General features: G+C 35.8%; 22 protein-coding genes and 1 pseudogene. 11 read left to right on the forward strand and 12 right to left on the reverse strand.

Translation table 11 applies throughout. The features are described 5' to 3' along the window. Positions 1-188: 188 nt before the first annotated feature. From WH267_RS24325 to WH267_RS24340, 4 genes are read right to left on the reverse strand one after another with little or no spacing between them, the layout of a single operon-like run. Positions 189-1,526, reverse strand: a complete 1,338-nt coding sequence (locus WH267_RS24325) for a UDP-N-acetylmuramate--L-alanine ligase (RefSeq protein WP_340011573.1) — start codon at positions 1,524-1,526, stop codon at positions 189-191. 6 nt (positions 1,527-1,532) lie between these two features. Further along, a complete protein-coding gene (locus tag WH267_RS24330; RefSeq protein WP_115973827.1) occupies positions 1,533-1,970 on the reverse strand; it encodes a hypothetical protein in 438 nt (145 codons plus the stop codon). 14 nt (positions 1,971-1,984) lie between these two features. Continuing rightward, positions 1,985-2,791 (reverse strand): lysophospholipid acyltransferase family protein, encoded by an 807-nt coding sequence (locus tag WH267_RS24335; protein WP_115973826.1) that lies wholly within the window; start codon positions 2,789-2,791, stop codon positions 1,985-1,987. Between the two features lie 27 nt (positions 2,792-2,818). After that, on the reverse strand, positions 2,819-3,448 hold the full coding sequence (locus WH267_RS24340; protein ID WP_115973825.1) for an NUDIX hydrolase: 630 nt from the start codon (positions 3,446-3,448) through the stop codon (positions 2,819-2,821). 382 nt (positions 3,449-3,830) lie between these two features. On the opposite strand from WH267_RS24340, the gene WH267_RS24345 reads away from it, so the two are divergent. The 6 genes from WH267_RS24345 to WH267_RS24370 all read left to right on the forward strand — a co-directional run bounded on the left by WH267_RS24345 (position 3,831) and on the right by WH267_RS24370 (position 9,281). Beyond that, positions 3,831-4,649 carry a hypothetical protein gene (locus WH267_RS24345; RefSeq protein ID WP_115973824.1) on the forward strand — a complete coding sequence of 273 codons (819 nt, stop codon included), beginning with the start codon at positions 3,831-3,833 and terminating at the stop codon, positions 4,647-4,649. Positions 4,650-4,804: 155 nt separating this feature from the next. After that, the gene (locus WH267_RS24350) at positions 4,805-5,203 is read left to right on the forward strand and encodes a hypothetical protein (RefSeq protein ID WP_123321396.1); all 399 of its coding nucleotides are present in this window, start codon (positions 4,805-4,807) and stop codon (positions 5,201-5,203) included. 7 nt (positions 5,204-5,210) lie between these two features. After that, the gene (csgH, locus tag WH267_RS24355; RefSeq protein WP_340011574.1) at positions 5,211-5,945 is read left to right on the forward strand and encodes a curli-like amyloid fiber formation chaperone CsgH; all 735 of its coding nucleotides are present in this window, start codon (positions 5,211-5,213) and stop codon (positions 5,943-5,945) included. Positions 5,946-5,956: 11 nt separating this feature from the next. Further along, on the forward strand, positions 5,957-6,367 hold the full coding sequence (locus WH267_RS24360) for a curli production assembly/transport component CsgF (RefSeq protein WP_115973823.1): 411 nt from the start codon (positions 5,957-5,959) through the stop codon (positions 6,365-6,367). A gap of 26 nt (positions 6,368-6,393) precedes the next feature. Beyond that, complete coding sequence (locus tag WH267_RS24365; protein ID WP_340011576.1) at positions 6,394-7,758, forward strand: CsgG/HfaB family protein; 1,365 nt, start codon at positions 6,394-6,396, stop codon at positions 7,756-7,758. A gap of 11 nt (positions 7,759-7,769) precedes the next feature. Next, positions 7,770-9,281: a carboxypeptidase-like regulatory domain-containing protein gene (locus WH267_RS24370; protein ID WP_123321315.1), complete on the forward strand. Its 1,512-nt coding sequence runs from the start codon at positions 7,770-7,772 to the stop codon at positions 9,279-9,281. A gap of 237 nt (positions 9,282-9,518) precedes the next feature. On the opposite strand, the gene WH267_RS24375 is transcribed toward WH267_RS24370, so the two are convergent. The 8 genes from WH267_RS24375 to WH267_RS24410 form a co-directional block, all read right to left on the reverse strand. After that, a complete protein-coding gene (locus WH267_RS24375) occupies positions 9,519-10,169 on the reverse strand; it encodes a response regulator transcription factor (RefSeq protein ID WP_228438977.1) in 651 nt (216 codons plus the stop codon). A 226-nt stretch (positions 10,170-10,395) separates the two neighbouring features. Next, positions 10,396-10,863 carry an OsmC family protein gene (locus WH267_RS24380; RefSeq protein WP_340011581.1) on the reverse strand — a complete coding sequence of 156 codons (468 nt, stop codon included), beginning with the start codon at positions 10,861-10,863 and terminating at the stop codon, positions 10,396-10,398. Between the two features lie 162 nt (positions 10,864-11,025). Beyond that, a complete protein-coding gene (locus tag WH267_RS24385) occupies positions 11,026-12,453 on the reverse strand; it encodes a T9SS type A sorting domain-containing protein (RefSeq protein WP_340011583.1) in 1,428 nt (475 codons plus the stop codon). A gap of 82 nt (positions 12,454-12,535) precedes the next feature. Next, entirely contained in the window at positions 12,536-13,927 is a 1,392-nt protein-coding gene (locus tag WH267_RS24390) for a T9SS type A sorting domain-containing protein (protein ID WP_340011584.1), read from the reverse strand. 101 nt (positions 13,928-14,028) lie between these two features. Next, positions 14,029-15,450, reverse strand: a complete 1,422-nt coding sequence (locus WH267_RS24395) for a T9SS type A sorting domain-containing protein (RefSeq protein ID WP_340011587.1) — start codon at positions 15,448-15,450, stop codon at positions 14,029-14,031. A 298-nt stretch (positions 15,451-15,748) separates the two neighbouring features. Further along, positions 15,749-17,308, reverse strand: coding sequence for a ribonuclease E/G (locus WH267_RS24400; protein WP_340011588.1), 1,560 nt, complete (start codon positions 17,306-17,308; stop codon positions 15,749-15,751). A gap of 368 nt (positions 17,309-17,676) precedes the next feature. Next, a complete protein-coding gene (locus tag WH267_RS24405) occupies positions 17,677-17,967 on the reverse strand; it encodes an HU family DNA-binding protein (RefSeq protein WP_002984212.1) in 291 nt (96 codons plus the stop codon). 259 nt (positions 17,968-18,226) lie between these two features. Next, on the reverse strand, positions 18,227-18,898 hold the full coding sequence (locus WH267_RS24410) for a response regulator transcription factor (protein WP_123321311.1): 672 nt from the start codon (positions 18,896-18,898) through the stop codon (positions 18,227-18,229). 204 nt (positions 18,899-19,102) lie between these two features. Here WH267_RS24410 and tssO point away from each other — a divergent pair, with 204 nt between their 5' ends. From tssO to WH267_RS25225, 5 genes and pseudogenes are all read left to right on the forward strand, one after another. After that, entirely contained in the window at positions 19,103-19,612 is a 510-nt protein-coding gene (tssO, locus tag WH267_RS24415; protein WP_228455792.1) for a type VI secretion system TssO, read from the forward strand. Between the two features lie 12 nt (positions 19,613-19,624). After that, positions 19,625-20,149 (forward strand): type VI secretion system transmembrane protein TssO, encoded by a 525-nt coding sequence (locus tag WH267_RS24420; RefSeq protein ID WP_115973814.1) that lies wholly within the window; start codon positions 19,625-19,627, stop codon positions 20,147-20,149. A 51-nt stretch (positions 20,150-20,200) separates the two neighbouring features. Beyond that, positions 20,201-21,112 (forward strand): PKD domain-containing protein, encoded by a 912-nt coding sequence (locus WH267_RS24425; RefSeq protein WP_115973813.1) that lies wholly within the window; start codon positions 20,201-20,203, stop codon positions 21,110-21,112. 46 nt (positions 21,113-21,158) lie between these two features. Beyond that, positions 21,159-23,564: a type VI secretion system protein TssR domain-containing protein gene (gene tssR / locus WH267_RS24430; RefSeq protein WP_340011593.1), complete on the forward strand. Its 2,406-nt coding sequence runs from the start codon at positions 21,159-21,161 to the stop codon at positions 23,562-23,564. 401 nt (positions 23,565-23,965) lie between these two features. After that, a pseudogene (locus WH267_RS25225) lies at positions 23,966-24,095 on the forward strand (type VI secretion system tube protein TssD); the annotation flags it as partial.

Here is a 24,095-nt window from a genome sequence, read left to right on the forward strand (position 1 = left end):
ATATATTACGTTGTGATATGTTGAAAATATTTTATACTTCAGTATGTATTTTGTGTTAATAAATATTTTATAGAAAACAGATGAAAATTAAAAACCCTTTCAGTTCAAACTGAAAGGGTTTTTAATTTTTTATTGAAAATAGATCATAAAAGTGATCTTATTATCAATTACTTATTAGTAGGGTAAAATTATTTCGTCAGATCCAGTCCGCCGAAGTTTCCTGAGCTCATCATCAGGTACACCCCGTTTGTTTTATCCAGTGTATTCCAATAAGCATGAAGTTCTTCAGCATTGGTAAAAACTCTCAGGTTTTCATTTCTGAATTTTTCTTTAATAAATTCCGGAGAGATTGGCTCCATTCTTTTGATCTTTAATGCATCTTCAGAATAGAAGACCACAGCCTCATCCAATCCGTCCATAGCATGGTCATATTGCTCTAAAAAGGCAGGATTTAGGCTGGAATAGGTGTGAAGTTCAAGAAAACCATATTTCTTTTCGTTTTTGAACTGCTCATTGAATGCTTTTACAGCAGCTTTTACCTTACTTGGAGCATGGGCAAAGTCTTTATATAATGTACCCTTATCTTCTCTTTCTACTTTTTCAAGACGTTTGGAAGCCCCTTTAAAACTCATGATCGCTTCATAGAAATCTTCATCCATAATGCCCAGCTGTCGGCAGATATGTCTTGCACCTTCCATGTTCAGCAGGTTGTGGGCTCCGAAAACAGATAAAGGAACATCTCCCATTTCGGTTTTTAGATATACTTTACCGTTGTTGATTTCATATGCAGGCGTTTTGTATGGGATTTTTCTGAAATAATTTTCAGCATTCTCCACTACTTTTACTACTTCCGGGTCTTCTTCATTATAGACTAAAACTCCACCTGGAGTAATGCTTGTGACAAATTTTCTGAACTGATCGATATAATCATCAAAAGTTTTGAAAACATTGATATGGTCCCATGCGATACCGCTCATTAAAGCAATATTCGGTTGGTATAACAAGAATTTGGAACGCAGGTCGATAGGAGAAGAAAGATATTCATCACCTTCCAGGACCATGAAATCATTATCCTGAGTCAGTTTTACCATACAGTCGAAGCCCTCCAACTGGGCACCTACCATAAAGTCTACATCTTTCTGGTGGAAATTCAGAACGTGAAGAATCATTGATGTGATGGTTGTTTTCCCATGCGATCCGGCAATGACAACTCTGGTTTTATTCTTAGACTGTTCGTATAAAAATTCCGGGTAAGAATATATTTTTAACCCTAATTCTTTTGCTTTTGCCAGTTCAGGATTATCCTGATGAGCATGCATACCAAGGATGACAGCATCAATATCTGAAGTGATTTTTTCAGGGAACCAACCCATTTCCTGAGGTAATATTCCCTTTTTCTCCAATCTGGATTTTGACGGTTCAAAAATAGCATCATCCGAACCGGTAACCTGATATCCTTTATCTTTTAGTGCGATGGCAAGATTGTGCATGGCGCTTCCGCCAATAGCAATGAAGTGGGTTTTCAATTGTATTTACTGTTTTTTAATATTAGTATTAATGATCTGCTGGAAGGCCTCCAGGATGTTGTTCCAATTGGTCTGATAATTGGGAATAATCATACTGGCATCCGTTTTACTGCCTTCGTTAGGTCCTTTTTTAATATTGATCGAAGTAGAAATATTATCGTATAATTTTTTACGGTCTTCCTGTATTCTTCTGAAATTATTCTGGGAAAGAACCTGATCCAGTTTTTTCAGATCTTCTGTTGAAATTTTAAAATCCTGCTTGTATTTTTTTCCTTGCCCTTCAAAGGAGTAATGTACATTATTACCTTTAATCAGCAGGTTTTCATATACAGGAGCATAGCCACCACTTTTCGAATAGCTGATATCGAAATCAGAATATACTTTCTGGCTGTTGCACGAAACAAATACTATGATGGCGAATAAGATTCCAATTATTCTATTCATAATTTTAATTTACTTTAATTATCTGAGTCCTTTTGTTCTAATTTTTTAGCTTTAAGTTCTTCATCATAATTGTGTAATATATTGAAGTCCTCTGTCTGCTCAATGGCTGTCATGATCTTCAATAGGATTTCCGGTGCTTTTTCATTATCATAATCTATATCCAGGGGAGCTTTGAATTCCATGGTAGGTTTTACACCGGTAACCTTTACACGAAGTCCTTTTTTATCAAATGCTCTTCTGAATCCGTTGATTTTAATCGGAATAACAATAGGACGCTGGTTCTTTACCAATTTGGCAGTTCCTCTTCGTCCCTGGGCAAAGGCAGATGTAGTTCCTTGAGGGAAGGTGGCTACCCAACCGTTGTCCAGTGCTTTCATGATATTGTCTACCTCACTCATGTCTACCATTCTGTTGACATTTTTTCCTTCTGCTCTCCATGTTCTTTTTACTGTTACAGCCCCTGCAATTTTGAATATTTTAGGGAGAATCCCTTTATTCATGGTTTCTTCTGCTGCTACATAGTAAAAATCGATCTTTGGATTCAGCAGGTAGATCGGATTTTTAATCGTATTTAAATATCCATTATTTACGGCGCAGAAAGCGTGATACATTGCAGCTACATCAGCAAAATAAGTCTGGTGGTTAGATACAAACAATACATTGGAATCCGGAAGGTCTACAAGGTGCTCTGTTCCGGTTATTTTTAACTTATTAAAGCCGTTGAACCTTCTGTAGGATACAACTCCTAAAATAAAAATAATAAACCTTTTTAAAAAATAAGGTGTTCCGAATGCATCGGTGAAAATATTTTTCTTCGCCATTTTTTAATTAAACACGGTAGTGCAAAGTTACATTTTTTTCAGCAACTGGCTGAATTCGCTTAATATCATTGCTGTAGCTCCCCAGATAATATATCCGTTGAAGTTGATAACAGGAACTTCCTGTCCACCGGCACTTGGGAGTGCCATAAGTTCAGGGGTGTCCGACAGATTTAAGAAAGAAGTGATTGGAAATTCTATGGTTTCAACCGCTTCAGTCTGCTGAAGAACGAAAAGTGGATTCTTTTTAGTATACGAAATATAGGGATATACGTAAAAATTACTTGGTGGAATATAGATAGGAGACATTTCCCGGATAACTCTCACATAATGCTTGTCTATCCCAATTTCCTCAGAAGTTTCCCGAACTGCAGTTTCAGCAAAATCCTGATCCATTTCTTCACGTTTTCCGCCAGGTAATGAGATCTGTCCGCTGTGTCTGTCATGTTCATTAATGGTTCTTTGGATCAATGGAAAATACCATTCATTATCCTTCAGATACAATACAATATTCACTGCTGCAAATTTGGGATTTTTTGCCAGTACATCATCATATGTAAAAACGGGACGATAGGGAGGCGAGAATACTCCGTGAGCGGGTTCACCGGGAAGCTCTACACTTTTTATTTTCCTTAATAAATCTTTTCCAAAATTTTCCATAGCTCAAATTTAACAATATATTCCTGAAGAAATAAAGGCCTTAACATTAATTAACCAATGGGAGAGATCAATAGTCAATTTTGCATCACAAGTGAATCGTGCATGACTGCTGACTATTATCCCGGTACCCTTAAACCTTAAACTCAATATTGAATAACTATTTCCTATCAAAATCTACAAGTGAAGCGAATTAGTTATTCACAATTGATATTCTATATACCGTGTTTCTACGTAACTGAAATCCATGACCTCATCAATACCATAAATGGTGAGTTTATCAACGGTAAGTAGTGACTTTTAGAATTTACACTTTGATGGTGGTTTTTCACTTGAGTATAGCATATACCTTTGTCTCACTATTAACCAATTAATTTTTACTAAGATGAAAAATTTACTTACAGGTGTATTTACACTAATCGCCATGAGTTTCAGTTTTGCACAATCTAATATTGATGTGACTACCCAAACAGGAAACTTGAACGTAGCTACTGTAGACCAAACAGGTCTTTTGAACATGAATTCTTTAACACAGAATGGGAACCGTAACACTGCAGATATTGATCAGGTAGGTATCATCAATATGAATACAGCCGTGAGTAATGGAAACAGAAACTCTATAGACGTAGATCAGATCGGTATCGGAAACTCAAATAATGTGAGCCAGACAGGAAACAGAAATGATGCTTCAACCTGGCAGCTTGGTCTTTTTAATTCAACTCAACAAATTCAGCTTGGAAGAAGAAATGATGTTTCTTCAGTACAAATAGGTCTTGGTAATGGTGTATTTCAATATCAGGATGGAAGAAGGAATGATGCTTCAGCCGTTCAGGTAGGTAGCGGTAATATGGCTTACCAAATCCAGACAGGAAGAAGAAATGAAGCTGACGCCCTTCAGTTAGGTGCTAATAATATACTTGTTCAATATCAGGCAGGTGATGATAACAGTGCAAACCATACTCAGGTAGGAAGCAGTAATATCGCAATTGCTGCCCAGATTGGTGATGATAATACTGCTGTAGGAGTACAGGTTGGTAATGCTAATCAGCTATACCAAGTGCAATTAGGAAACTCTAATACAGCGATTGATCTTCAGGCAGGTAATGGTAACTTTACTTGGGTAACTCAAACTGGTGATTCCCATTTTCATCTTGGAACTCAGGTAGGAAACGGAAACTCAATGATTGTGAATCAGTCGAATTAAGCCCTTTCAGATACTGTAATCTTTAAAGTTGAGGAGAAGCTACAGGTTGGTTTCTCCTTTTTTTTCTAAAGATTGAATATACCGGGAAATCATGATTTGTCAAATTGATTATAACCGGGTCTCTATGAATGTTCTTTAATTTAAATATCAATGCCATGTTTAATTTGAAATGGAGTGTTTTAGCTCTTTGTATGGTATTGCCATTGCAGGCTCAGGAAATCGACTGGGATAAGGTGAACAGTAATACAATCTTTACTCTTATAGCCAGACAGAATATTGAGATGAATGCCAGTTACTCCAATAGTATTCAGCTGGGTGACTATAACAAAGCGGAACTTTCTCTTAATAACAAAACAATTATTACTGTAAAGCAACTTGGGGACTATAACGCTCTTTATTTTATCAATTCATTCTCAGAAAAGGAAACCAAGGCAGCTATTATTACACAAGGAAGTAATAATATCATTGACATTACGGGAAGCAACAGCATTTCTGACGGAATTCAGATCAATGTAAAAGGAGATAACAGGACCATTTTTATGAGAAATTATTAAAACACAAATGATGAAATCTCTATCTATCCTGAGTTTTAATACTTTTTTATTCTTTCTGTCTGTATTGGGTTATGGGCAGGAAGATAAAAAAGTAACCGCAAGAATTGAGAACAGCACTCTGGAAAACCAGATAAAAATAAAAGCTGTGGTTATTAATAATACAGCGGTCTATAAAGAACTGAATTACCTTTTAATATCCATAAAAAAAGGAAATGGAGGGAATCTTTCCAATAACCAGCAGAGTGGTAAGTTTTCTGTGAATCCGAATGAAGTAAAAGTGTTATCTGAAATCAGTGTGAATCTTGAATCCAAAGATGCCCTGAAAGCCTTCCTCTATATAAGAGATGAAGAGTCCAAAGCTTTAGTGGCGAAGGATAGCCTTGAACTGAACAGTGATCTTTTTAAAAAGAAAACAGCCAGAATTGAAGATGATGCTGTTTATGAACTGAAAGGACTTACGATTGACGACACCAAAACCAAGGTTGGAAAAGACTTTTATGATATGTTTTATATCCAGTATAGTCAGCTTCCGGATAAAAGTGTCAGTGCCATTACGATTTCCGAGCTTCCTCTTCGGGGGACAAGCGGCCAGATCAATATCCAGATTGATGATAAGATTATTTACAGCTTTATGACCAATCCTGGAGAAGATTATTTGAAAGAACAATTAGCTTTCAGCTTAAAGTATATCAAAGAATTTACAGCAAAGAAAAATCTTATAAAAAATGAATTTATCTATTAAAATCGTCCGCCATGAAAACTTTTATTATTCTTTTAATTTTTGTTGCGGGTATTTTCTCAGGGAAATCTCAACAACTTGTTTATAAGCCTATAAATCCTGCATTTGGAGGAGATACTTTTAATTATCAATGGCTTTTAAGCTCAGCCAATGCACAGAATCAGTTTGATGAAAAAAACGATTACAGCAATCTGCTTGATAAAGTAAATTCCCTTGACAGTTTTACTCAGAGTCTCAACAGACAGATCCTCAGTGAACTTTCAAGAAAGCTTTTTGATGAGCAGTTTGGTGATGGAAACATCCAGCCGGGTAACTACCTTTTCGGGTCGCTTTACCTGCAGATTACCAATACCAATCAGGGACTTTTGATCAATATTTTGGATACCAGTACAGGCGATCAGTCCGAGGTCGTAATTCCAAAATAAAATAAAAACTTAAAACCAGACTTATCATGAGAACTTACACTTACACCAGAATTTTTTTCTGTAGTTTTCTGCTATGTGTTTTGCAGGCTTGCAGTTCGATCTTTGGATTACCCTCAGATCCGGAAAAGCCAACAATGGGAGAGGTGACTTCTTCTACAGAAGAGCTGAAAAAACTACCTCTGCCCAAAGAAAAAATAGTTATTGGAGTTTATAAATTCAGAGACCAGACCGGTCAGTATAAACCTTCTGAAAACGGGAATAACTGGAGCACAGCAGTGCCTCAGGGAACAACAACTATTCTTATCAAAGCACTTGAAGACAGCCGTTGGTTTATTCCTATTGAAAGAGAAAATATAGCCAATCTGCTCAATGAAAGACAAATCATCCGATCCACCCGTCAGGAATACATTAAAGATGCAGATAAAAACACTCAGTCACTTCCTCCGCTTCTATACGCCGGGATTCTTCTGGAAGGAGGAGTCATTTCCTATGACAGTAATATCCTGACCGGAGGCCTTGGTGCCCGTTATTTTGGCATTGGAGCTTCCACTCAATACCGTCAGGACAGGATTACTATTTATCTGCGTGCTGTTTCCACTCTTAACGGAGAAATTCTTAAAACAGTTTATACTTCCAAAACCATTCTTTCCACAAGTGTTAACGGGAGCTTTTTCAGGTATGTAGATACAGAAAGGCTGCTGGAAGGCGAGGTGGGATTTACTCAAAACGAACCCATTCAGTTAGCTGTAACCGAAGCTATTGAAAAATCAGTAAAGTCTCTTATTGTAGAGGGGATTCAGGATAAAATATGGGGAAAAGCTATTGATGATACCACAAGCTATCAGGCGTTAATCAATGAGTACAACAAAGAACAGGAACATAATAACGGAAGAGTAATCGGAAACAGATATCCTGACAATTACAGACAGAAAGTTTCTGTATTTGCCCATATAGAAGCACAGAAGGTCAGAGATGATTATGTAAATCCTAAAATGAATATCGGTGGAAAAATCGGATTCAAATACTTTCTCACTCCTAATTTTAATGTTGAGGTGAATGGAAATTACTTCACTCTGGAGAATGAAAATATAGTGAAAAGAAACTATTACGGGCCGGAAGTGAATCTTGAATATCTGCTTTTTCCAAAATACAAATTCAGTCCCTACATTTATGGTGGGGCCGGAGCCATGTATTCCAAATATAAACCTCAGTACAAAGGACAATTTGGAGGCGGTCTTGAATATATGATTGATCATAATTTTTCACTGAGGGCTTCTGCTCAATATGATCTTGGCTTTAAAGACAATTGGGAAGGGCTGATCAACGGAAAAAGAAAAGATCAGGCTCTCCGCTTTGCATTGGGAATCAATTTTTACCTGGGAAACAAATAAAAACACGAATTATGAAAACTTTAATTAAAATACTCAGCATATTCATTCTCACTTTTTGTCTGTTTTCATGTAATGAAGACCTTGTAGAACAGGCTCAGACAGGAATTTTGAAAGGAAAAGTAGTAAAAAGAGGCAGTAATGTACCGCTTGCGAACGTGAAAATTTTTACAAACCCTACAACGCAAACCGTTTTTAGCGGTACGGATGGTTCCTTTGAAATTGCGGCAATGCCTATAGGGAACTATTCTGTAAAGGCAGAACTTTCAGGATATATTACAAGTTTCCAGTCTGTCAACATGCAGAATCAAAATCAGCTGGTAACAGTTGTATTTGAAATGGACGATGATACTTCACTGAATTCTCCGCCTACAGCACCGCAGCTTCTCAGTCCGATAGATAATGCGGTCAATCAGCCATTAAGTGTTGAACTGACCTGGAGTGCAACAGATCCGGATACCGCAGACGTTTTAAAATATAGTTTAACAATTAAAAATAATCTTGACACTAATGTGATTCAGGTTAATGATTTGAAGGCTAATCATTATACACTTTCAAATCTGAAGTTTGGTGTAAGTTACTTCTGGCAGGTGTCTGTTTCGGACGGCATTCACCAGCCAGTTTTAAGCTTAATCGGAAAATTTACCACTAATACGGTTCCTGCCAACAGGTATCATTATGTGAGAAAACTGAACGGTAACTTTGTCATCATGTCAAGTGATGAGCAGGGAAACAGCTTTCAGTTCACAGACTCTTCTTATAACAGTTGGCGACCGCGGAAAAATAATAATGCAGGGCTCATTGCATTTCTCCGAACAGAAGGTGGAAGTACCCATATTTACACAGCAAATCCTGATGGATCCAATCCATTTAAAGTAACAACCGTTCCTGTAGCTGGGTTTAATACCTACGAAATGGATTTTGCCTGGAGTACTAACGGTAAAGAAATTATTTATTCAAATTTCAATAAGCTGTATAGGATCAATAAAGATGGCAGTGGCCTGGCGTTGGTTTATACGACTCCGGATGGCAGCCTGATCTCAGAATGTGACTGGAGTTATGACGGAAGTAAAATTGCCATAAAAACCAACGACTACAACGGTTATAATGCGAATATTTATGTCATTGATATGATGGGAAATACTCTTAAAACAGTATTGTCTGGATCTGTGGGAGCCAGCGGAGGGCTGAATTTCTCTGTAGACGGACAGCTTCTTCTGTTTACCCGCGATATATCCGGCTATCAGGATGGAAGCGGAAATTATCGCCAGCTGGATTCTCATATCTTCATTTATAATCTTACCAATGACAGTGTCAGTGATATTTCTGTAGAAAGCGAAAAGACTATGGGAACCAATGATCTTGATCCGCGATTTTCACCTAATAATGCACAGGTTATCTTTATGAATACCTCTAATGATAACATTTCGCAAAGAAATGTTATGACGATAGATCTTAACAGCAATCTGACAGACCTTTCACGAGCTGCCCTTTTCAATAATGGGGAAATGCCGGATTATGAATAGGAGAAAGAAGGTTTGAGGTTTTTAAAGTTGATATATACTAGAAGTCAATAGTGAACTTTCACTGTCTAAGAAAAATTGACAAGCGAAGCGAATTGACCCTTCACTATTGACTTCTACTCAGAAACATTACTTTAATAATCACTTCTTTGCCAGGTTTTTATTAATGGGAATTTTGGGATAGGCAAAAAAAACCGGATCATATGATCCGGTTTTTTTCATCATTTGATGTTTTCTCATTCAGTCGATGATATGGTTCTCAATCGCATATTTTACGACTCCTGCTGTGTTTTTTACATTGAGTTTCAAAAGAATTCTTTTTCTGTGTGTTTCTACCGTATTGATACTGATAAAGAGTTTTTCGGATATATCTTTGCTGCTGAAGCCGTCACATATAAGTTTAAGAATTTCCATTTCGCGACGGGTAAGCGGATCTCTGATGTGTAAATTCCGTGTTCCTTGTTCATTACTGATGAAGCTTATCATCCTTTCTTTTGCATGGTCACAAATATAAATTTCATTTAGTAGCAATGCATTAATGGATTTTATAAACTCATTATATCTGCAGGTTTTATCGAGGTAACTTTTGATACCTTTATTGAAAAGCTTTCGGATGTCAATCACATCATAGCAGTTTCCAATGATGATAATTTTGATATTGTTATGTTCCGAGATGATGGTCTCTACAGACTTGAACAGCTCGGTAAGCATGAACATATTGGAGCTTATGACAAGAATTTCGGGTGGCTCATCTTTCAAATGTTTGGAGAGTGTCTCCAGTGAATTACAGATATCTATCGTGTTGAAAATTTTGCTTTGTGTCAGTAATTTCGAGAGTCCCTCTGTGTACAACATCGGCTCATCAAAAATAGTTAATCTTGGTTTCATCATGGTTAGTTTTGTTTATATAAAAATATAAAAAAAATCTAACATTTTGAATAAAATTGATAAATAATTTAACTTTTTTATAAATATTTCATCAGTAAAATATTATTTTTATTGATTATTATTTAAATAAGTCTCTTTTTATTGAATTTTGATTGTTAATTGTAGAGTTATTTTTGCTGGATTACTAGTTTTATTGGTGTTTGTAATGGTCTTTTTGAAAATAATTTTGTTATTTAACTAACACTACAGGGATATGTTTCACTGGAAAGTTAACAGAATTGGCAATAAAGCAATATTCATTTGCCTGATGATGAAATTTTTCTGCTTTTTCAATCATAGACTCTTCGGAAACAGTAACAGTAGGGTGTAGGGTAATTTCTGTAAAATGACCGCTTCCATTGGATGTTTCCTCCATGATTCCGGTGGCTTCATCTGTATAATCTATAACGATAATACCTGCTTCAGAACAAAAATGAAGATACCAAAGCATGTGACAGGAAGAAAGAGAAGACAGAAACATTTCTTCAGGGTTGTGTTTTGTTTTATCTCCGCGGAAGGAAGGGTCAGATGAACCATCAATGATAGCCTTATTTTCTACGGAAATGGTATGATTTCTGTCATAGTCCCTGTAACCGCTGGTTCCGGTTCCCCTATTTCCTGTCCATTGGATGATAGCTTTGTAGTGGTGAGTTTTCATAATTAAAAAAAATGTCATTAAAATTCAATAAGAGTAGGCTTTAACCTTCTCTCAAAAATAGATAAATAAATCCAATAGCTTTAGCCAAAACCTGAAAATATGAAATCCCTATGATTGTTAACCAGATAAAAAAAACCTCCGGTAAAAACCAGAGGTAATATTTTAATTCTTAATAAGCTTCTTACTAATACTGCTTCCGCTTTCAAAAGTCACTTTAGTGATATAAATTCCTTTAGGCAATTCCGAAACCTGAGTGCCGGAATTCTTTATGGTTTTTATTGCTTTACCATCCAGAGAATAAATTTCAATCTTGTTTACTTTTTCTTTCGATTGGTAAACCAGATTTTGCTTCACAGGGTTTTCAAAAGAAATAGTATGAGCAGCCTTTGTAATATCCGCTGTTGATAAAGTTCCACTATTAAGCAGATATTTTACAATGTTGTTGTTTCCCTTTACAATAATATTATTGTTATTGATAATCATTTCAGTAACTGAGAAAAATTTGGAAATTAAACCTGTCTCGTCATAATTGGTTTCTATATGATATCCAAATGTAGAATTGAGTGAACCGTTCGGATTAAGTTTTGAAATGAAATAATTATTGTTATACATAGAATCTCCGGCAGCTCCACCAATATAGTAATATCCGTCTTTTTCAGTGATGTTTAAGATTCTGGGACCTGAAGGAAGACCAAGACTGGTCTGGAGATCATAATTAAATGTATTATCAAGGCTTCCATCTTGATTAAGCCTGAACATATTGTTATTCTGAAAAGTAGAAAAAACAATCTTATTATTACTGTCCAGGAATACATCGCCAACATCACCCACCGACGTACCGTTAATACTTATTTGTACCGTTCCGTTATTTCCAAAGTTTGCTATAGGATGTCCATCAGGATCAAATTTTTCAATAACGCTGATATTATCACTGAAAGTGATAATATTGGATTGATTATCAATAAAGACAAATGTTCTGCCTGTAAGATTTCCCTTTGTGGTCACAGATCCGTTGTTGCCAAAACTGTTATCTAAATTTCCATCAGCATTGAGCCTGTAAATAGTATGATGCGGATCTTGGCCTCTGCGGATGCCATGTACCAGTATTTTTCCATTCTGAAGAATAAATTCATACGAATTGAAGTAGTCATCATGATCTGCATCTATTTCCTGTGAAATACCATTTGTTCCGAAAGTAGGATCTATCTGACCATTAGGAAGCAGTCTTAATATTTGAGCATTGGCCAATAAACTAAAAATTAATAGTTTCCCGTCTGCCTGTAACTTTATCTGAGTCATAGAAGGTTCAGAAGGTAGTTTCACTGTTCCATTATTTCCAAAAGCTGGATCTGGAGTCCCGTTGGGAGTAAGCTTGGTTACAAATCCATGAGTAACTCCTGTGGCAACATCCATATTATAAGTGAAATAGATTTCCCCATTAGAATTCTGAACCATTTGATAAGAATTGGTTATAGAATTGCTTGGAATTTCAGCAACTCCGTTCGAAGCAAAGTTGGAATCTTTCGAAATAATCTGTGCAAAAGCAATCTGTACTGTAAGAAGCAGTACTAGAAATAAATTTTTTGTCATTGTATTTTGAGTTTTAAATTGATAATAAAAAATATCTGCTCAGAGTAGGCAAATACTTTTGATCATCCATATATTGTTATTGTCAATTTTTAATAATTTTTTTGGTACTGATGCTTCCATCTTCAAAAGTAACTTTAACTACATAAATACCTTTAGGCAAATCTGAAACAGGAGTATGGGATTCTTTTGTTGTTTTCATACGTTCACCAAGAGCAGAAAAGATCTCGATTTTAGCTACTTTATCTTTAGTGATGTATATCAGGTTCTGGCTTACAGGATTTTCAAAAGCAATATTGTTGTTACTTTTTGTAATTTCTTTAGTAGCAAGCGTTGTGTTGTTTACGATGTATTTGACAACATGAAGACCTCCGATTGTAATAATATTATTGTTGTTTACAATCATATCACCAATGCCTCCTAAATTAGAATCCGATTCTGAATAATAATTAAAGCTGGGATCTATATTTCCGTTTTGGGTAAGTCTGGAAATAAATGCAGTATGGGCAAAATCACCTTCACCATTTCCGCCAATATAATAATAGCCGTCTTTTTCAGTAATGTTTAATATCCAGGCACCACCATTTATCCCTGAGTGATCAGGTAGATTATAATTAAAAGTAGGATCAGAAGTACCATCCGGATTGATTCTAAACACTTCATCATTAAGAGTTGAATATACAATCCTGTTGTTACTATCCATCATTACTGTACCCGCAAAGCCTAATCCTGAAGCCATCTGTAACACGCCATTATTACCAAAACTGGTGTTGGGATTGCCATTGGAGTTAAATTTCTCCATAATACCATTATTAGTAACTGCTGTTATATTGTTTTGATTATCAAGTAATACAAATGATCCGGGTGACCAGCCTCCCTGCGTGAAGACAGATCCGTTGGCTCCAAAAGTGGTGTCAATAGTTCCATTATTGTTGAGTCTGTATATTTTGTGTTTGAAATTCAGTCCGTCCGGACTATCAACTCCATGAACAATAATTTTATCGTTTTGAAACACAATTCCGTAAGAACGATCATTGCCATCTGGGTAAAGTTCAGGAATTATTACAGTTCCATTGTTGCCGAAAGTGATGTCTGATGTTCCGTTGGGAAGGAGCCTTGTTACAGCTGCTCCTGTATTAGAAAACCCCATAACCAATAGTTTTCCGTCAGATTGCTTTTTGAGTTGGCTATTATATGCATAATAAGGAAGTTGAAGGGTTCCGTTGGTTCCAAAAGAATAATCTACAGTTCCATTTACGGTAAGTTTAGATAAAAAAGAATCTCTAAGCCCGGATGTGGTATTCTCTTTAGCATAAGTAAAAAAAATGCTGCTGTCAGAATTCTGTACCATTGCGGACCAAGCTGTATTTTCCACCATGGAATAAATACCACTTGTTGCAAAAGCTTGATCTTTAGAAATAATTTGAGCGGAAACACTTTGAACTATCAGAGTAACTAATAATAAATTTTTTTTCATATTGTTTGAGTTCTTTGTTATGATAAAAATTTAGCCTCTTATCGTTATAATATCATTTACCTGTTTTTAAATAAGGCATACTTAGATAAGAGGCAGTTTTATTAGTTTTTGATCAGTTTTTTAGTTGCTTCTTTCCCGTTGGCGAATCTGATTTTCACCAGATAAACTCCACTCGGAAGATCAGAAAGGTCTGAATGGTTGCTTCTTACTTTTTTGATAATCTTGCCTCCGGAATAGATGTCTATAGAGTGTACAGTTTCCTTTGTGTCATAAATTAAATTCTGCTTAACCGGATTTTCGAAGGAAATCATTGGCTGGCCGATAATAGGCTGGGCGGCTGTGGCTAATGTCGCGTTATTGATTAAAAACTTCAGAATATGAGACCCTTTCCCTGCAAGGATGTGACCGTTGTCTATGATCATGTCTGTAATACCGTCTGAATCTGCAGTTGTTTCTGAGTAATAATTGAAAGAAGAATCTACAGATCCTGTAGGATTGAGTTTGGAAATGAAGAATGTTTCCCCGGTTGTACCGGTCTGACCGGCTATAAAATACTGACCATTTTTTTCAACTACAGAAGTTATCGTAATGATTGTAAAAGGATAGGAGTTAATAGGATCAAATGTGAATGAGTTATCATAAGTTCCATTGGGGGTGATTCTGAATATTTCATTATTCATATTGGTACAGACAATATTGTTACTGCTGTCCATAGAAGCTGTTCCTATCAATCCGGGGCTGGTAGTGAAGACTAGAGATCCGTTGTTTCCAAAGCTTGTCAGCGGTTGTCCGTTACTGTCATATTTTTCCATTCCTCCGTTAGGATAGGTCACATTGGCGTTTGTATTGCTGTAATTAGTGACAAGGCTTACGATATTTGACTGATTGTCTAAAAATACAAAGTTCCCCATAGTCTTTATAGATCCATTGGTTCCGAATGTATTGTCAATACTTCCATCGTTATTAAGCCTGTAAATACTTTTATAATAATTATATGGTCCTTCAATCGTCAGGCCATGAATGATGATTTTATCATTTTGCAGATACAAACCAAAACCAACACTATTAAAATCATTAAATACATTTGAAATCTTCGAAACTCCGTTAATCCCAAATGTAGTATCAGGCTGCCCGTTGGATGTCATTCTGATAATAGCTGCACCATCATCATAGAAACTAAACAGGAGAATTTTACCATCCGGTTGTTGAGTGATTTGGCTATAGGCAGCGGTGTAATAATCAGGGATAATAGTTTCTCCATTATTTCCGAAAGAAGAATCTATGGTTCCATTAGCGTTAAGCTTTGAAACAATATATTCAGGGCCGGCTGGAGAAGAACTGCTTCTGGTGTAAGTAAAATAAATGCTCTTGTCGGGATTTTGAACGATTCCGGTTCTGTAGATGTTATTGTTGTTTGTGATAGCATATCGCCCGCTTGAAGCAAAGCTGTTATCATAGGAAACAATCTGAGCAGATACACTTTGAATCATCAAAATGCATGGCAGTAATAATTTTTTAATCATCGTATCTAATTTTAAATGTTTTTCATGGTATTACTGTTTTTCAGAGCAGACCTTTGTAAACTCTACAGGTCTGGGGAATATTTGAAAAACATAAGTTTCTTTGGGAAATAGTTTATATTACCCTCATTCTGATTATTGAATGAAAAGGATTGTTTTGAAATAATTGGGGTATGGGGTAGAGGTATTCCGAACACCCGGAATGATCAGGGGTGATTTTTTTTTCATTTGTTTGAGTTTTATGTTGTTACAAATATAATAAAAAAACCTTCAGTAAAAACTGAAGGTTTTAAATTTTGTCTTAATTAGAAAATTCTATCAATTCTTCTTTTTTCGAATTGTAGATTTTATATTCTAAATATTTAAAAGAATCCCTTGGAACAATGGTTACCCATTTTTTATACTTGATAAACCATTTCATCTGGATACTTTTGATGCCTTTTGTTAGATAGGCTTCTACAAACGGGTGCACATGCAGGTAGATTTTTCCTTTCTCTTTCTGCAGGATGTTTCTAAGTGTTTCACCCATTTTTTCCACGATCACAATAGGAGCTACAATTTCTCCGTCTTTGTTCGGGTTTTCTTCTTTGGTTTCGATCTGTTTTTCCGGACGGTTTCTTTGTCTGGTGATCTGGATCAGACCGAATTTACTTGGAGGAAGTATTTTGTGGCGAGCTTTGTCGCGCTTCATTTCCTCTTTAAGGTGTTCATAGAGCTCTCTTCGGTGCTCTGAGTTGGGCATGTCGATGAAATCGATCACAATGATACCTCCCATATCGCGGAGGCGGAGCTGTCTGGCAATCTCAGTGGCTGCCATTTTGTTCACTTTAAGAGCGTGTTCTTTATTGACAGCGGCTCCGGTAGTAATATTGTTTCCGGAGTTAACGTCTACGACGTGAAGTGCCTCGGTGTGTTCAATAACAAGGTAAGCGCCTTTGGAGCTTGGTATGTTTACATGTTTTCCGAAGCTCTGTTTAAGCTGTTTTTCAACATTGTAATATTCCAGGAGTGGAATATGAGAATCATAAAACTGGACAATATTTTTCTTTTCAGGGGCAATTACTTCAACGTAATTTGTCATTTCGTTCACCATTTGCTCATCATCGCAGATGATATTCACGAAATCCTGATTAAAATTGTCTCTTAAAATAGCTGAAGCTTTGTCTTCTTCGCTTAAAACCTTAGACGGAACTTTATTTCTCTGGATATTTTTAAAGGTGGTCTCCCATTTCTGAATCAGCTGATTCATGTCATTATGAAGGTCCGCTACCTTTTTTCCTTCGGCTACTGTTCTGATGATCACTCCAAAACCTTCAGGTTTGATGCTGTCGATTAGAGTTCTCAGTCTTTCCTTTTCCTCAGAACTTCTGATCTTTTTGGAAATGGAAACCTTGTTGTCGAATGGAATTAAAACCAAAAAACGTCCTGTGAGTGAAACCTGAGTAGAAATTCTGGGACCTTTTGTAGAAATAGGTTCCTTGGTAATTTGTAAAAGAACAAGATCGTCTTTTGCAATCACTTTTTCTACCGTTCCGTTTTTATCTATTTCGGGTTGTATCTCGAAATTTTTTAAGCTTGAAGTATTTTGTTTTTTAGAGATCGTATCTTTTAAAAACTTTCTGTATGTAAGATACTGTGGGCCCAGATCCTGATAATGCAGGAATGCATCCTTGTCATATCCTATATTGACGAATGCTGCATTCAGGTTTGGTGCCAGTTTTTTTACTCTACCTATAAACAGATCTCCAACTATAAAATCGCTTTTGTCCTCTTGCTCATGAAGTTCACATAGTCTTCCGTCTTCCAGCAGTGCAATCTTTGTAAGATCATCTTCATGCGAAACTATTAGTTCTTTCTTCATTTTGTTATCAGATAAAAATTGTTAAGATTTTAGGAAATTGGTATTGTTCTCGATTAATTCATCTATTAAATATAAGGATTTAGAATGAAAACCATTATATTTTTGTTAAAATAATATTTGAAACCATCCGTTTTCCGCGGAATCTTATAGTTGCAAACAAAAATATAGTCGGTGAACTTTAAAAATTTAAAACCACCAACTATATTATTATATTGTAAATCTCGAGAAAAAGAGATTATTTTTTCTTATGTCTGTTTGCTCTTCTTCTTTTCTTTCTTTTGTGAGTTGCAACCTTGTGTCTTTTTCTTTTCTTTCCGCTTGGCATAATTTTAATTTTTTAGTAACTAGTTAATATTCAGTTAATGTTCTTATTTTACTGCAACTTTCGTTTTTACTTTCTCAACAAAAGATTTTGAAGGTTTGAAAGCAGGAATGTTATGAGCAGGAATCTCAATCGCAGTGTTTTTAGAAATATTTCTTCCTGTTTTAGCAGCTCTTGTTTTAATGATAAAAGATCCAAAACCTCTCAGATAAACGTTATCCCCATTATACATAGAAGTTCTGATCTCCTGCATAAAAGCTTCTACAACTTTCTGTGTTTCATTCTTTTCTGTTCCCAACTTATTTGAGATGGTGTTTACCAATTCTGCCTTTGTCATTTCCTTATTTTAATTTTAAATTTTAGGTGTGCAAATTTAGTTAAAAAAATTGAATACTAGCAAATTAGTGGCGAAATATTTTTGTTCAATAAGTTGAGATATTAATGTATATGCTATGTTAACGCTGCTTAAAGATAATTTAATAATAAAATAATATTGCAATATAATGATAAAAAAACACTGATAATTCGAAAAAAACGGAACAGGCAACACTAGTCATGCCAGTGTTTTCTGTCACTCATTTTGTATCCTGTAATCACTACATACTGGAGTTGTAGTACCCATTTTCCACACAGAAACGGATGAGGTGAAGTTTGGTCTTCAGTCCCAGTTTTTCCGTAAGGCGGTTAATGTATGTGTCAATAGTTCTTGTACTCAGATTCAGTTTTTCTGCAATTTCCTTATTACTGAAGCCTTCGTAGCAGAATCTCATCAATTGTATTTCAGCCGGAGAAAGTTCTTCCTGTCCCTTCTTCTGTCTGTCCATATATTCCTGTACAGCCAGTGGCTGCTGCTCCCATTCTTTTGAATAGGCTTCGAAATCAAACTCGTCAGAGGCTATGCTTCCTTTAATAATGTCTTTAATAATAGTACTGTTCTTCTGACAATAATAGATATTAGGTATTTTCGACAGAATTTCAGCCATATCTTCCTGGTAAGTCCCGGAATAAGTGATAATAGGTGTTTCTGTGTTATTTTTCCTTATATATTTAATAGCTTCAATCCCGCTTAATACCGGCATAAAAAGCTCTATGATAAATACATCTTCCTGCCTTCTGTAGATTCTGTTCACAAGCTCATGGCCATTGTTACAGTCGTTCAAAAGCATATAGAAAGGGTTTTCCATCAGGGTTTTGATCATTATTTTTTTAAAATAAAAATCACTGTCAGCTATGGAGAAACGCACGGTATTAGATAATATTTTACTCATTCTTAATATCGATTTGGCGAATGATATTTAAAATTCAGAGGCCTAATTTATGAAAAACTTATGAAAGTTTAAATTAATATTAATTTAAACCGGGATTTTACGAAACCAGAGCAGGGAAAATACGTATTGTGCATAAAAAAAAATTTTTATACTTTCACAGGCCAAACAAATCGCAAATATATGTCTTCGAACAGGGAAAAAAAATTGAACAAATCTGACGTCAGAACGGGCATTTGGAAGTTTATCCTTTCATTTGTTGTTTTGTCTATGGTATCCTTTAGCTGCCTGTACCTCTTCTTTAAGAGCTATGATATACAGCGAGAAGGGATAAGTCGTGAAGCAGAAGCTTACAAAGAATTAATGCGCCGAAGTGATATGCTGAAAGATAATGTGGATGATATTTACGAAAAAATGACCCAGCTTGACATGAACAAGGTGGAAAATGATGTTTTTCTTAGAACGAATATCATGGATAACGTAAGAAATGTTAAAAGTATTATGGGAAAAGACAGTACCGAAAGCTTTAAACATTATGCCACACTGATGAAGCAGATAGGACCTATGCTTACGTTAAAGACCAAAATTATTGGAGTAGAATACAAAAAGAAAACAGTTCTCAGAGATCTGGATGAATGTATGGGAAAAGTAAACAGAGCCAATACTGAGCTTAGAAAAGACCCTACAAGAAATTTCACCGGAGGTAGAAGACGATAAAAAAATAAAGATATGCAAGGACAAATTACACTATCTAAAAAAGAAAGGCATTATCAGTTTTTTTATTTGATACTGATGCTTGTGACTGCTATGATATTTCTGGGAATTCTCTTTTTGAAAGGTTTTGAATCCCCGTTTTCTGATGAAGATGTAAGAGGAATTCAGAATCTCGAACAAAAGGCCGAATTTGAACAACACCAAAAAATCATTATTCCGATCATGGACAGTACTTATACCATGATTACCAAACTTACCGATGAAGCTCCACAGCCTTTTGTGGAAAATAATATCTTTGTAGGAGTGAATGATCTTAATGGCTATTTTAAAGGTCATGATATCGTTGATACCAGAAAAGATGCCTATCCGCAAATTGCCCGCTTCTACAAGATGTACTACGAAGATAAAAAGGTAATTTCAACCACTTCAGAAGATATCAAGAGATTTGAAAAGCAGGTAGAGGAGTGCAGAATTGGGTTTAAAGATAAGCAGGATAAGATTTATCAGCGCCAGAATGAGTTGAAAGCTCGCACCCAATAAACTAATAATGAATTTAGGAACTTTAAATAAAACACATCACAATTATTAACTATGAATTATTTTCAAAAAAACAAAAAGAACATTATTATCGGTGTTATTGCAACATTGCTCATCGCTGCTCTTGTTGCACTTTGGCTGCAGAAAAAAGTGATCCATTCTGCTGATGATATTGTTGGAGTAGTCTATCCATCTACATTGTCGGTAGGAGATACACTTTTATTTGAAGATAAAACCCAGTTTGCAAAAACCAAAAGATGGAATTTTGGAGACGGAACAACTTCTGATAAAAACAGTGGGATCCACTTCTATAATAAGCCTGGATATTACCAGGTAAGTTTGATCGTTGACAGTAAATACACTAAATCATTCCCTGTAATGGTGTCCGCAAGAAGCGTAAAGCAGGCTAAAGACACAACAAAGTCTAAGACCACTATTGAAGCTCAGACACAGGCTATGCAGAATGAGAATGTGCAGTTCCGTGCCGTTTCCAATGCTACACAGTTTGCATGGAAATTTGGAGAAACAGGAAATACGGATGCTAAAGAAAAATTAGCCATCTATGCCTATAAAAAACCGGGAGACTATGTGGTTACCCTTTATACCGAAGAAAGCCAGGAGCCTATCTACCACCGTATCAAAATTCTTCCTGCTTACAACTCTTTAGAACAGGAGGAAGTATCTGTAGAAGACTCTTATGCAAAAGTTGATAACGATTTCAAATATCATTTACAGCAGATTGCAAATGGAAACAGTTTCAATATGCACTACAATTACCTGTTGAAAACGTACCTGTGTAACAATGAAAACACAGTGGTAAAAGTAAATGACAGTAAAGTAAATAACTTCTATATGTACTGTGCAGGTCTTCAGTTTGACAAAAATACTGTGATCCAGACCGTAAAGGTGAATTTAGATGATACACAGAACTGCGTAACGAAAGTAGATATAAACCAAAGCAAATAATACCGTCCGGTTCTTCGGATGTGCCAATCATAAAAAGATAAATAGGATGAAAAATAAATTTCCTCTAGCAGCATATTATATAGGGTTATCAGTATTGTTGACGAGTTGTCAGGTAAAACTGCCATCAAAAAAAACTCCTGAGCCTTCCCAATACGGAAAAGTAGATAATTCAACGGTTGTTAACGGCTATCCAAAAAAATCCGTTCCATGGATCGTGATTTCGGACCGATCAAGAAATACGGCCTATTTGGATAAAGATGATGAAAAATCATATAAAGAAGTAAAATTTCTGGAGCCTTTAATGGTTCTGAAACATAGAGACGGAATGGTAAAAGTTGCGGAATACGTTCCGGATGCTTTAATGAAAAAAGTCTCATCAAAATCTATTAAAACATATGGCTGGATCCCTGAATCTGACCTGCTTTTATGGAACCACTCCCTGAAAAGCGAGAGAACCGGGTATCCTGTAAGAGTGGCTGTAGTGCCTAATAACAGCGAGGTGATCAAGAGTGCTGAAAGATACTATAAAAATGACTCGATCATGGTGTTCAATTCACCGAGCCTTATTGAAACAGCTAATGTTAAGATCCCTAACGGACAGGTGGTGTATGTTTACAAGCAGGCTGAAAATAATAAAAGATTCCTGGTAGGTAAAAAACCATCTATAGATATAGACAGTATTGGAAAAGGCCTTTATGGATGGGTGAGCTCCAATGTGATTTCCACATGGGGTGAGCGTTCAGCAATTAAGCTTAAAAACCCGACAGGAATTAACGATACAGAACTGGGAGTACATGAAGGGTATCCCGGAGCATCAGGATCAGATGCGGAAAACAGAACCGCCATTCTTCTTACGGATGTAAACAAGAGAAAACCTTTAGAAAATATCTTCCCGGTGACTCTGCCTTTAAATGAAGCTCCAACCCCGGATTCTAAAACGAAATATTTTACAAATATCCTCGATTATAGTAAAAACTATGTCTTTAATGTTTTAGGGGAGCCTATTTATTTCGACCGTTATAGAGAAATTACAGACAGAGATAAAAATATCAATATTGTTTTTGCATTGGATATAAGTGCCGGAAACGCCCCTTATGCCCCTATTGTAAAATCATTATTGCAGGATCTTCAGCTTAGATTTGAAAAACCATCCTATTTCAATAACGTAAAATACGGTGTAGTTTTATATAAAAATAACCCTTGTGGGACCAATACTGCCGTTTCTAACCTAAGTCCTGATTACAGTAAGATTACAACGTTTATCGATCAGAAAACAAATGAGATGAACTGTGCAAGTAATAATGGCTATCAGCCGGTAGGAGAGGCCCTTTCTGCAGCAGGAAACCTTCTTTCCAACGTTCCTGATGAAACCAATATTGTAGTGACTGTAGGTACATCTGCTAACCAAAGCGGAAATATGTACAGTGTTATCGGTTCTCTTACTCAGGCTCAGGCAAGACTGATTATGTTCCAGACCAGTGCAAGATCTTCAGATACCTATAATGATTTTGTATTGATGGCAGAGAACATAGTGACCAATACCGCTAAAAATATTGCTGAGCTTAAAAAACAAAAGATCATCAACCAATCTGACGTTCTTACCAAGAACAACTTCAGCCTTGTAGAAGGTGATGAAGGATTCTTCTCCTTAGCTTATCCTAAACAGAGTATGTCTCAGGGATTTGTAATCTTCCCTAAAAAAGGAGATATTGCGACTCCTGGATTCCTGAAAAAATCAGTGGATAGTCTTATCGCGCAGGTAACTTTAGATAATCAGAATGTAGATAAGTCTCTGAATGATTACTTCCACTCTTCCGTAGGAGCAGGAAAAACAGATGTGGATTTGAAATATAAATATCTGTATCCGGGACTTACCAATCCTGTTTCTGCAGGAATTGCAGCACAGTTGATCAATTATGGAAATCCGTTCCTTGTGAAAGGATATCTGCCAAAAGAGTTGAAAGAGATTACTCCGAGTATAGAAAAAGGAATTCTTATTTCTGAATCGGAATATGATAATTTAAAAGCTTTCTATTCTGAAGTATACAGAAATACAGCTCCTGATAAACCGGATTTCAATCAGTCAAAAGCGATCAAGGAATATGTAAGATTGTTAAAGAAATACAATCCAACGATCAAATTCCTGGATAAAGGAGATCTTTATGAGTTACCAATGTCTTATGCAATTGGAATGAGCACAGGATTCGACCTTTCTGAGGAAGAGATCATGGCGAAGTACAAACTTAAAGGATGGAGAAAATCAAAAATTGTTCGTAATGAAACAGTAAGAAACTATTTCCATCACTATAAGGATCTGGCAGAAAGGATGCTGAACCACAGAAATAATCCTGCCGTAAAGATTCAGCAGAACGGACAAACGTTCTATTGGCTTAACGAGTTCTTTACTCCAACTATGGTTCCGACAGAAGCTCCGGAATACACTAAACATTAATTGTTAGTTTTAACATATAAAAAGCAGAAGTCATTTTACTTCTGCTTTTTTATTTGTGCCCCCCAAAAAAAACTCTTTCTTAAGATTTTTTTTCTCCTGATTTAGGATCTTAAATCTCGAGAAAAACCCCCGAATTTTAAATTCATAATGCTGTTTATTTCTCACTTAAGTGTAAAAATATTTTTTTTCATGATTTGGAGATAAAATACAAAGTGCTTTATTATTGGTAGTTATGAATGTGCTTGTAAATCCAAAGTCGTAGAATTACTACAAAAAGTCGTAGAACTACTACAATTTTTTAAATTTATGGTGAAAAGTTTTTTTTAGCGAAAAAGACCTTCTATATTTGCTAAACAATCACTGAATCACAAAATATTACTAACGATTAAAATTTACAAATCATGGCAGAAAGAAATTCAAGAGGGATTTTAAAATTCAACAACGGAGAAGGTCAGAAATTATTAAAAATGAACTACAGCGTATCAAGATCAACTGATGTATCAGGACGTGTAGCTTCAGATCCTTCTAACG

The sequence above is a fragment of the Chryseobacterium sp. MYb328 genome (assembly GCF_037572595.1).
GTDB classification, from domain to species: domain Bacteria; phylum Bacteroidota; class Bacteroidia; order Flavobacteriales; family Weeksellaceae; genus Chryseobacterium; species Chryseobacterium pennae.

Excerpts from the sequence above, each read along its gene's own strand:
- WH267_RS24385 (WP_340011583.1), bottom strand. The coding sequence starts at position 12,453 with ATGACAAAAAATTTATTTCTAGTACTGCTTCTTACAGTACAGATTGCT.
- WH267_RS24370 (WP_123321315.1), top strand. The coding sequence starts at position 7,770 with ATGAAAACTTTAATTAAAATACTCAGCATATTCATTCTCACTTTTTGT.
- WH267_RS24390 (WP_340011584.1), bottom strand. The coding sequence starts at position 13,927 with ATGAAAAAAAATTTATTATTAGTTACTCTGATAGTTCAAAGTGTTTCC.
- WH267_RS24335 (WP_115973826.1), bottom strand. The coding sequence starts at position 2,791 with ATGGCGAAGAAAAATATTTTCACCGATGCATTCGGAACACCTTATTTT.
- WH267_RS24350 (WP_123321396.1), top strand. The coding sequence starts at position 4,805 with ATGTTTAATTTGAAATGGAGTGTTTTAGCTCTTTGTATGGTATTGCCA.
- WH267_RS24405 (WP_002984212.1), bottom strand. The coding sequence starts at position 17,967 with ATGACAAAGGCAGAATTGGTAAACACCATCTCAAATAAGTTGGGAACA.
- csgH (WP_340011574.1), top strand. The coding sequence starts at position 5,211 with ATGATGAAATCTCTATCTATCCTGAGTTTTAATACTTTTTTATTCTTT.
- WH267_RS24330 (WP_115973827.1), bottom strand. The coding sequence starts at position 1,970 with ATGAATAGAATAATTGGAATCTTATTCGCCATCATAGTATTTGTTTCG.
- WH267_RS24345 (WP_115973824.1), top strand. The coding sequence starts at position 3,831 with ATGAAAAATTTACTTACAGGTGTATTTACACTAATCGCCATGAGTTTC.
- WH267_RS24360 (WP_115973823.1), top strand. The coding sequence starts at position 5,957 with ATGAAAACTTTTATTATTCTTTTAATTTTTGTTGCGGGTATTTTCTCA.
- WH267_RS24410 (WP_123321311.1), bottom strand. The coding sequence starts at position 18,898 with ATGAGTAAAATATTATCTAATACCGTGCGTTTCTCCATAGCTGACAGT.
- WH267_RS24375 (WP_228438977.1), bottom strand. The coding sequence starts at position 10,169 with ATGATGAAACCAAGATTAACTATTTTTGATGAGCCGATGTTGTACACA.
- WH267_RS24395 (WP_340011587.1), bottom strand. The coding sequence starts at position 15,450 with ATGATTAAAAAATTATTACTGCCATGCATTTTGATGATTCAAAGTGTA.
- WH267_RS24420 (WP_115973814.1), top strand. The coding sequence starts at position 19,625 with ATGCAAGGACAAATTACACTATCTAAAAAAGAAAGGCATTATCAGTTT.
- WH267_RS24340 (WP_115973825.1), bottom strand. The coding sequence starts at position 3,448 with ATGGAAAATTTTGGAAAAGATTTATTAAGGAAAATAAAAAGTGTAGAG.
- WH267_RS24380 (WP_340011581.1), bottom strand. The coding sequence starts at position 10,863 with ATGAAAACTCACCACTACAAAGCTATCATCCAATGGACAGGAAATAGG.
- WH267_RS24400 (WP_340011588.1), bottom strand. The coding sequence starts at position 17,308 with ATGAAGAAAGAACTAATAGTTTCGCATGAAGATGATCTTACAAAGATT.
- WH267_RS24425 (WP_115973813.1), top strand. The coding sequence starts at position 20,201 with ATGAATTATTTTCAAAAAAACAAAAAGAACATTATTATCGGTGTTATT.
- WH267_RS24365 (WP_340011576.1), top strand. The coding sequence starts at position 6,394 with ATGAGAACTTACACTTACACCAGAATTTTTTTCTGTAGTTTTCTGCTA.
- tssR (WP_340011593.1), top strand. The coding sequence starts at position 21,159 with ATGAAAAATAAATTTCCTCTAGCAGCATATTATATAGGGTTATCAGTA.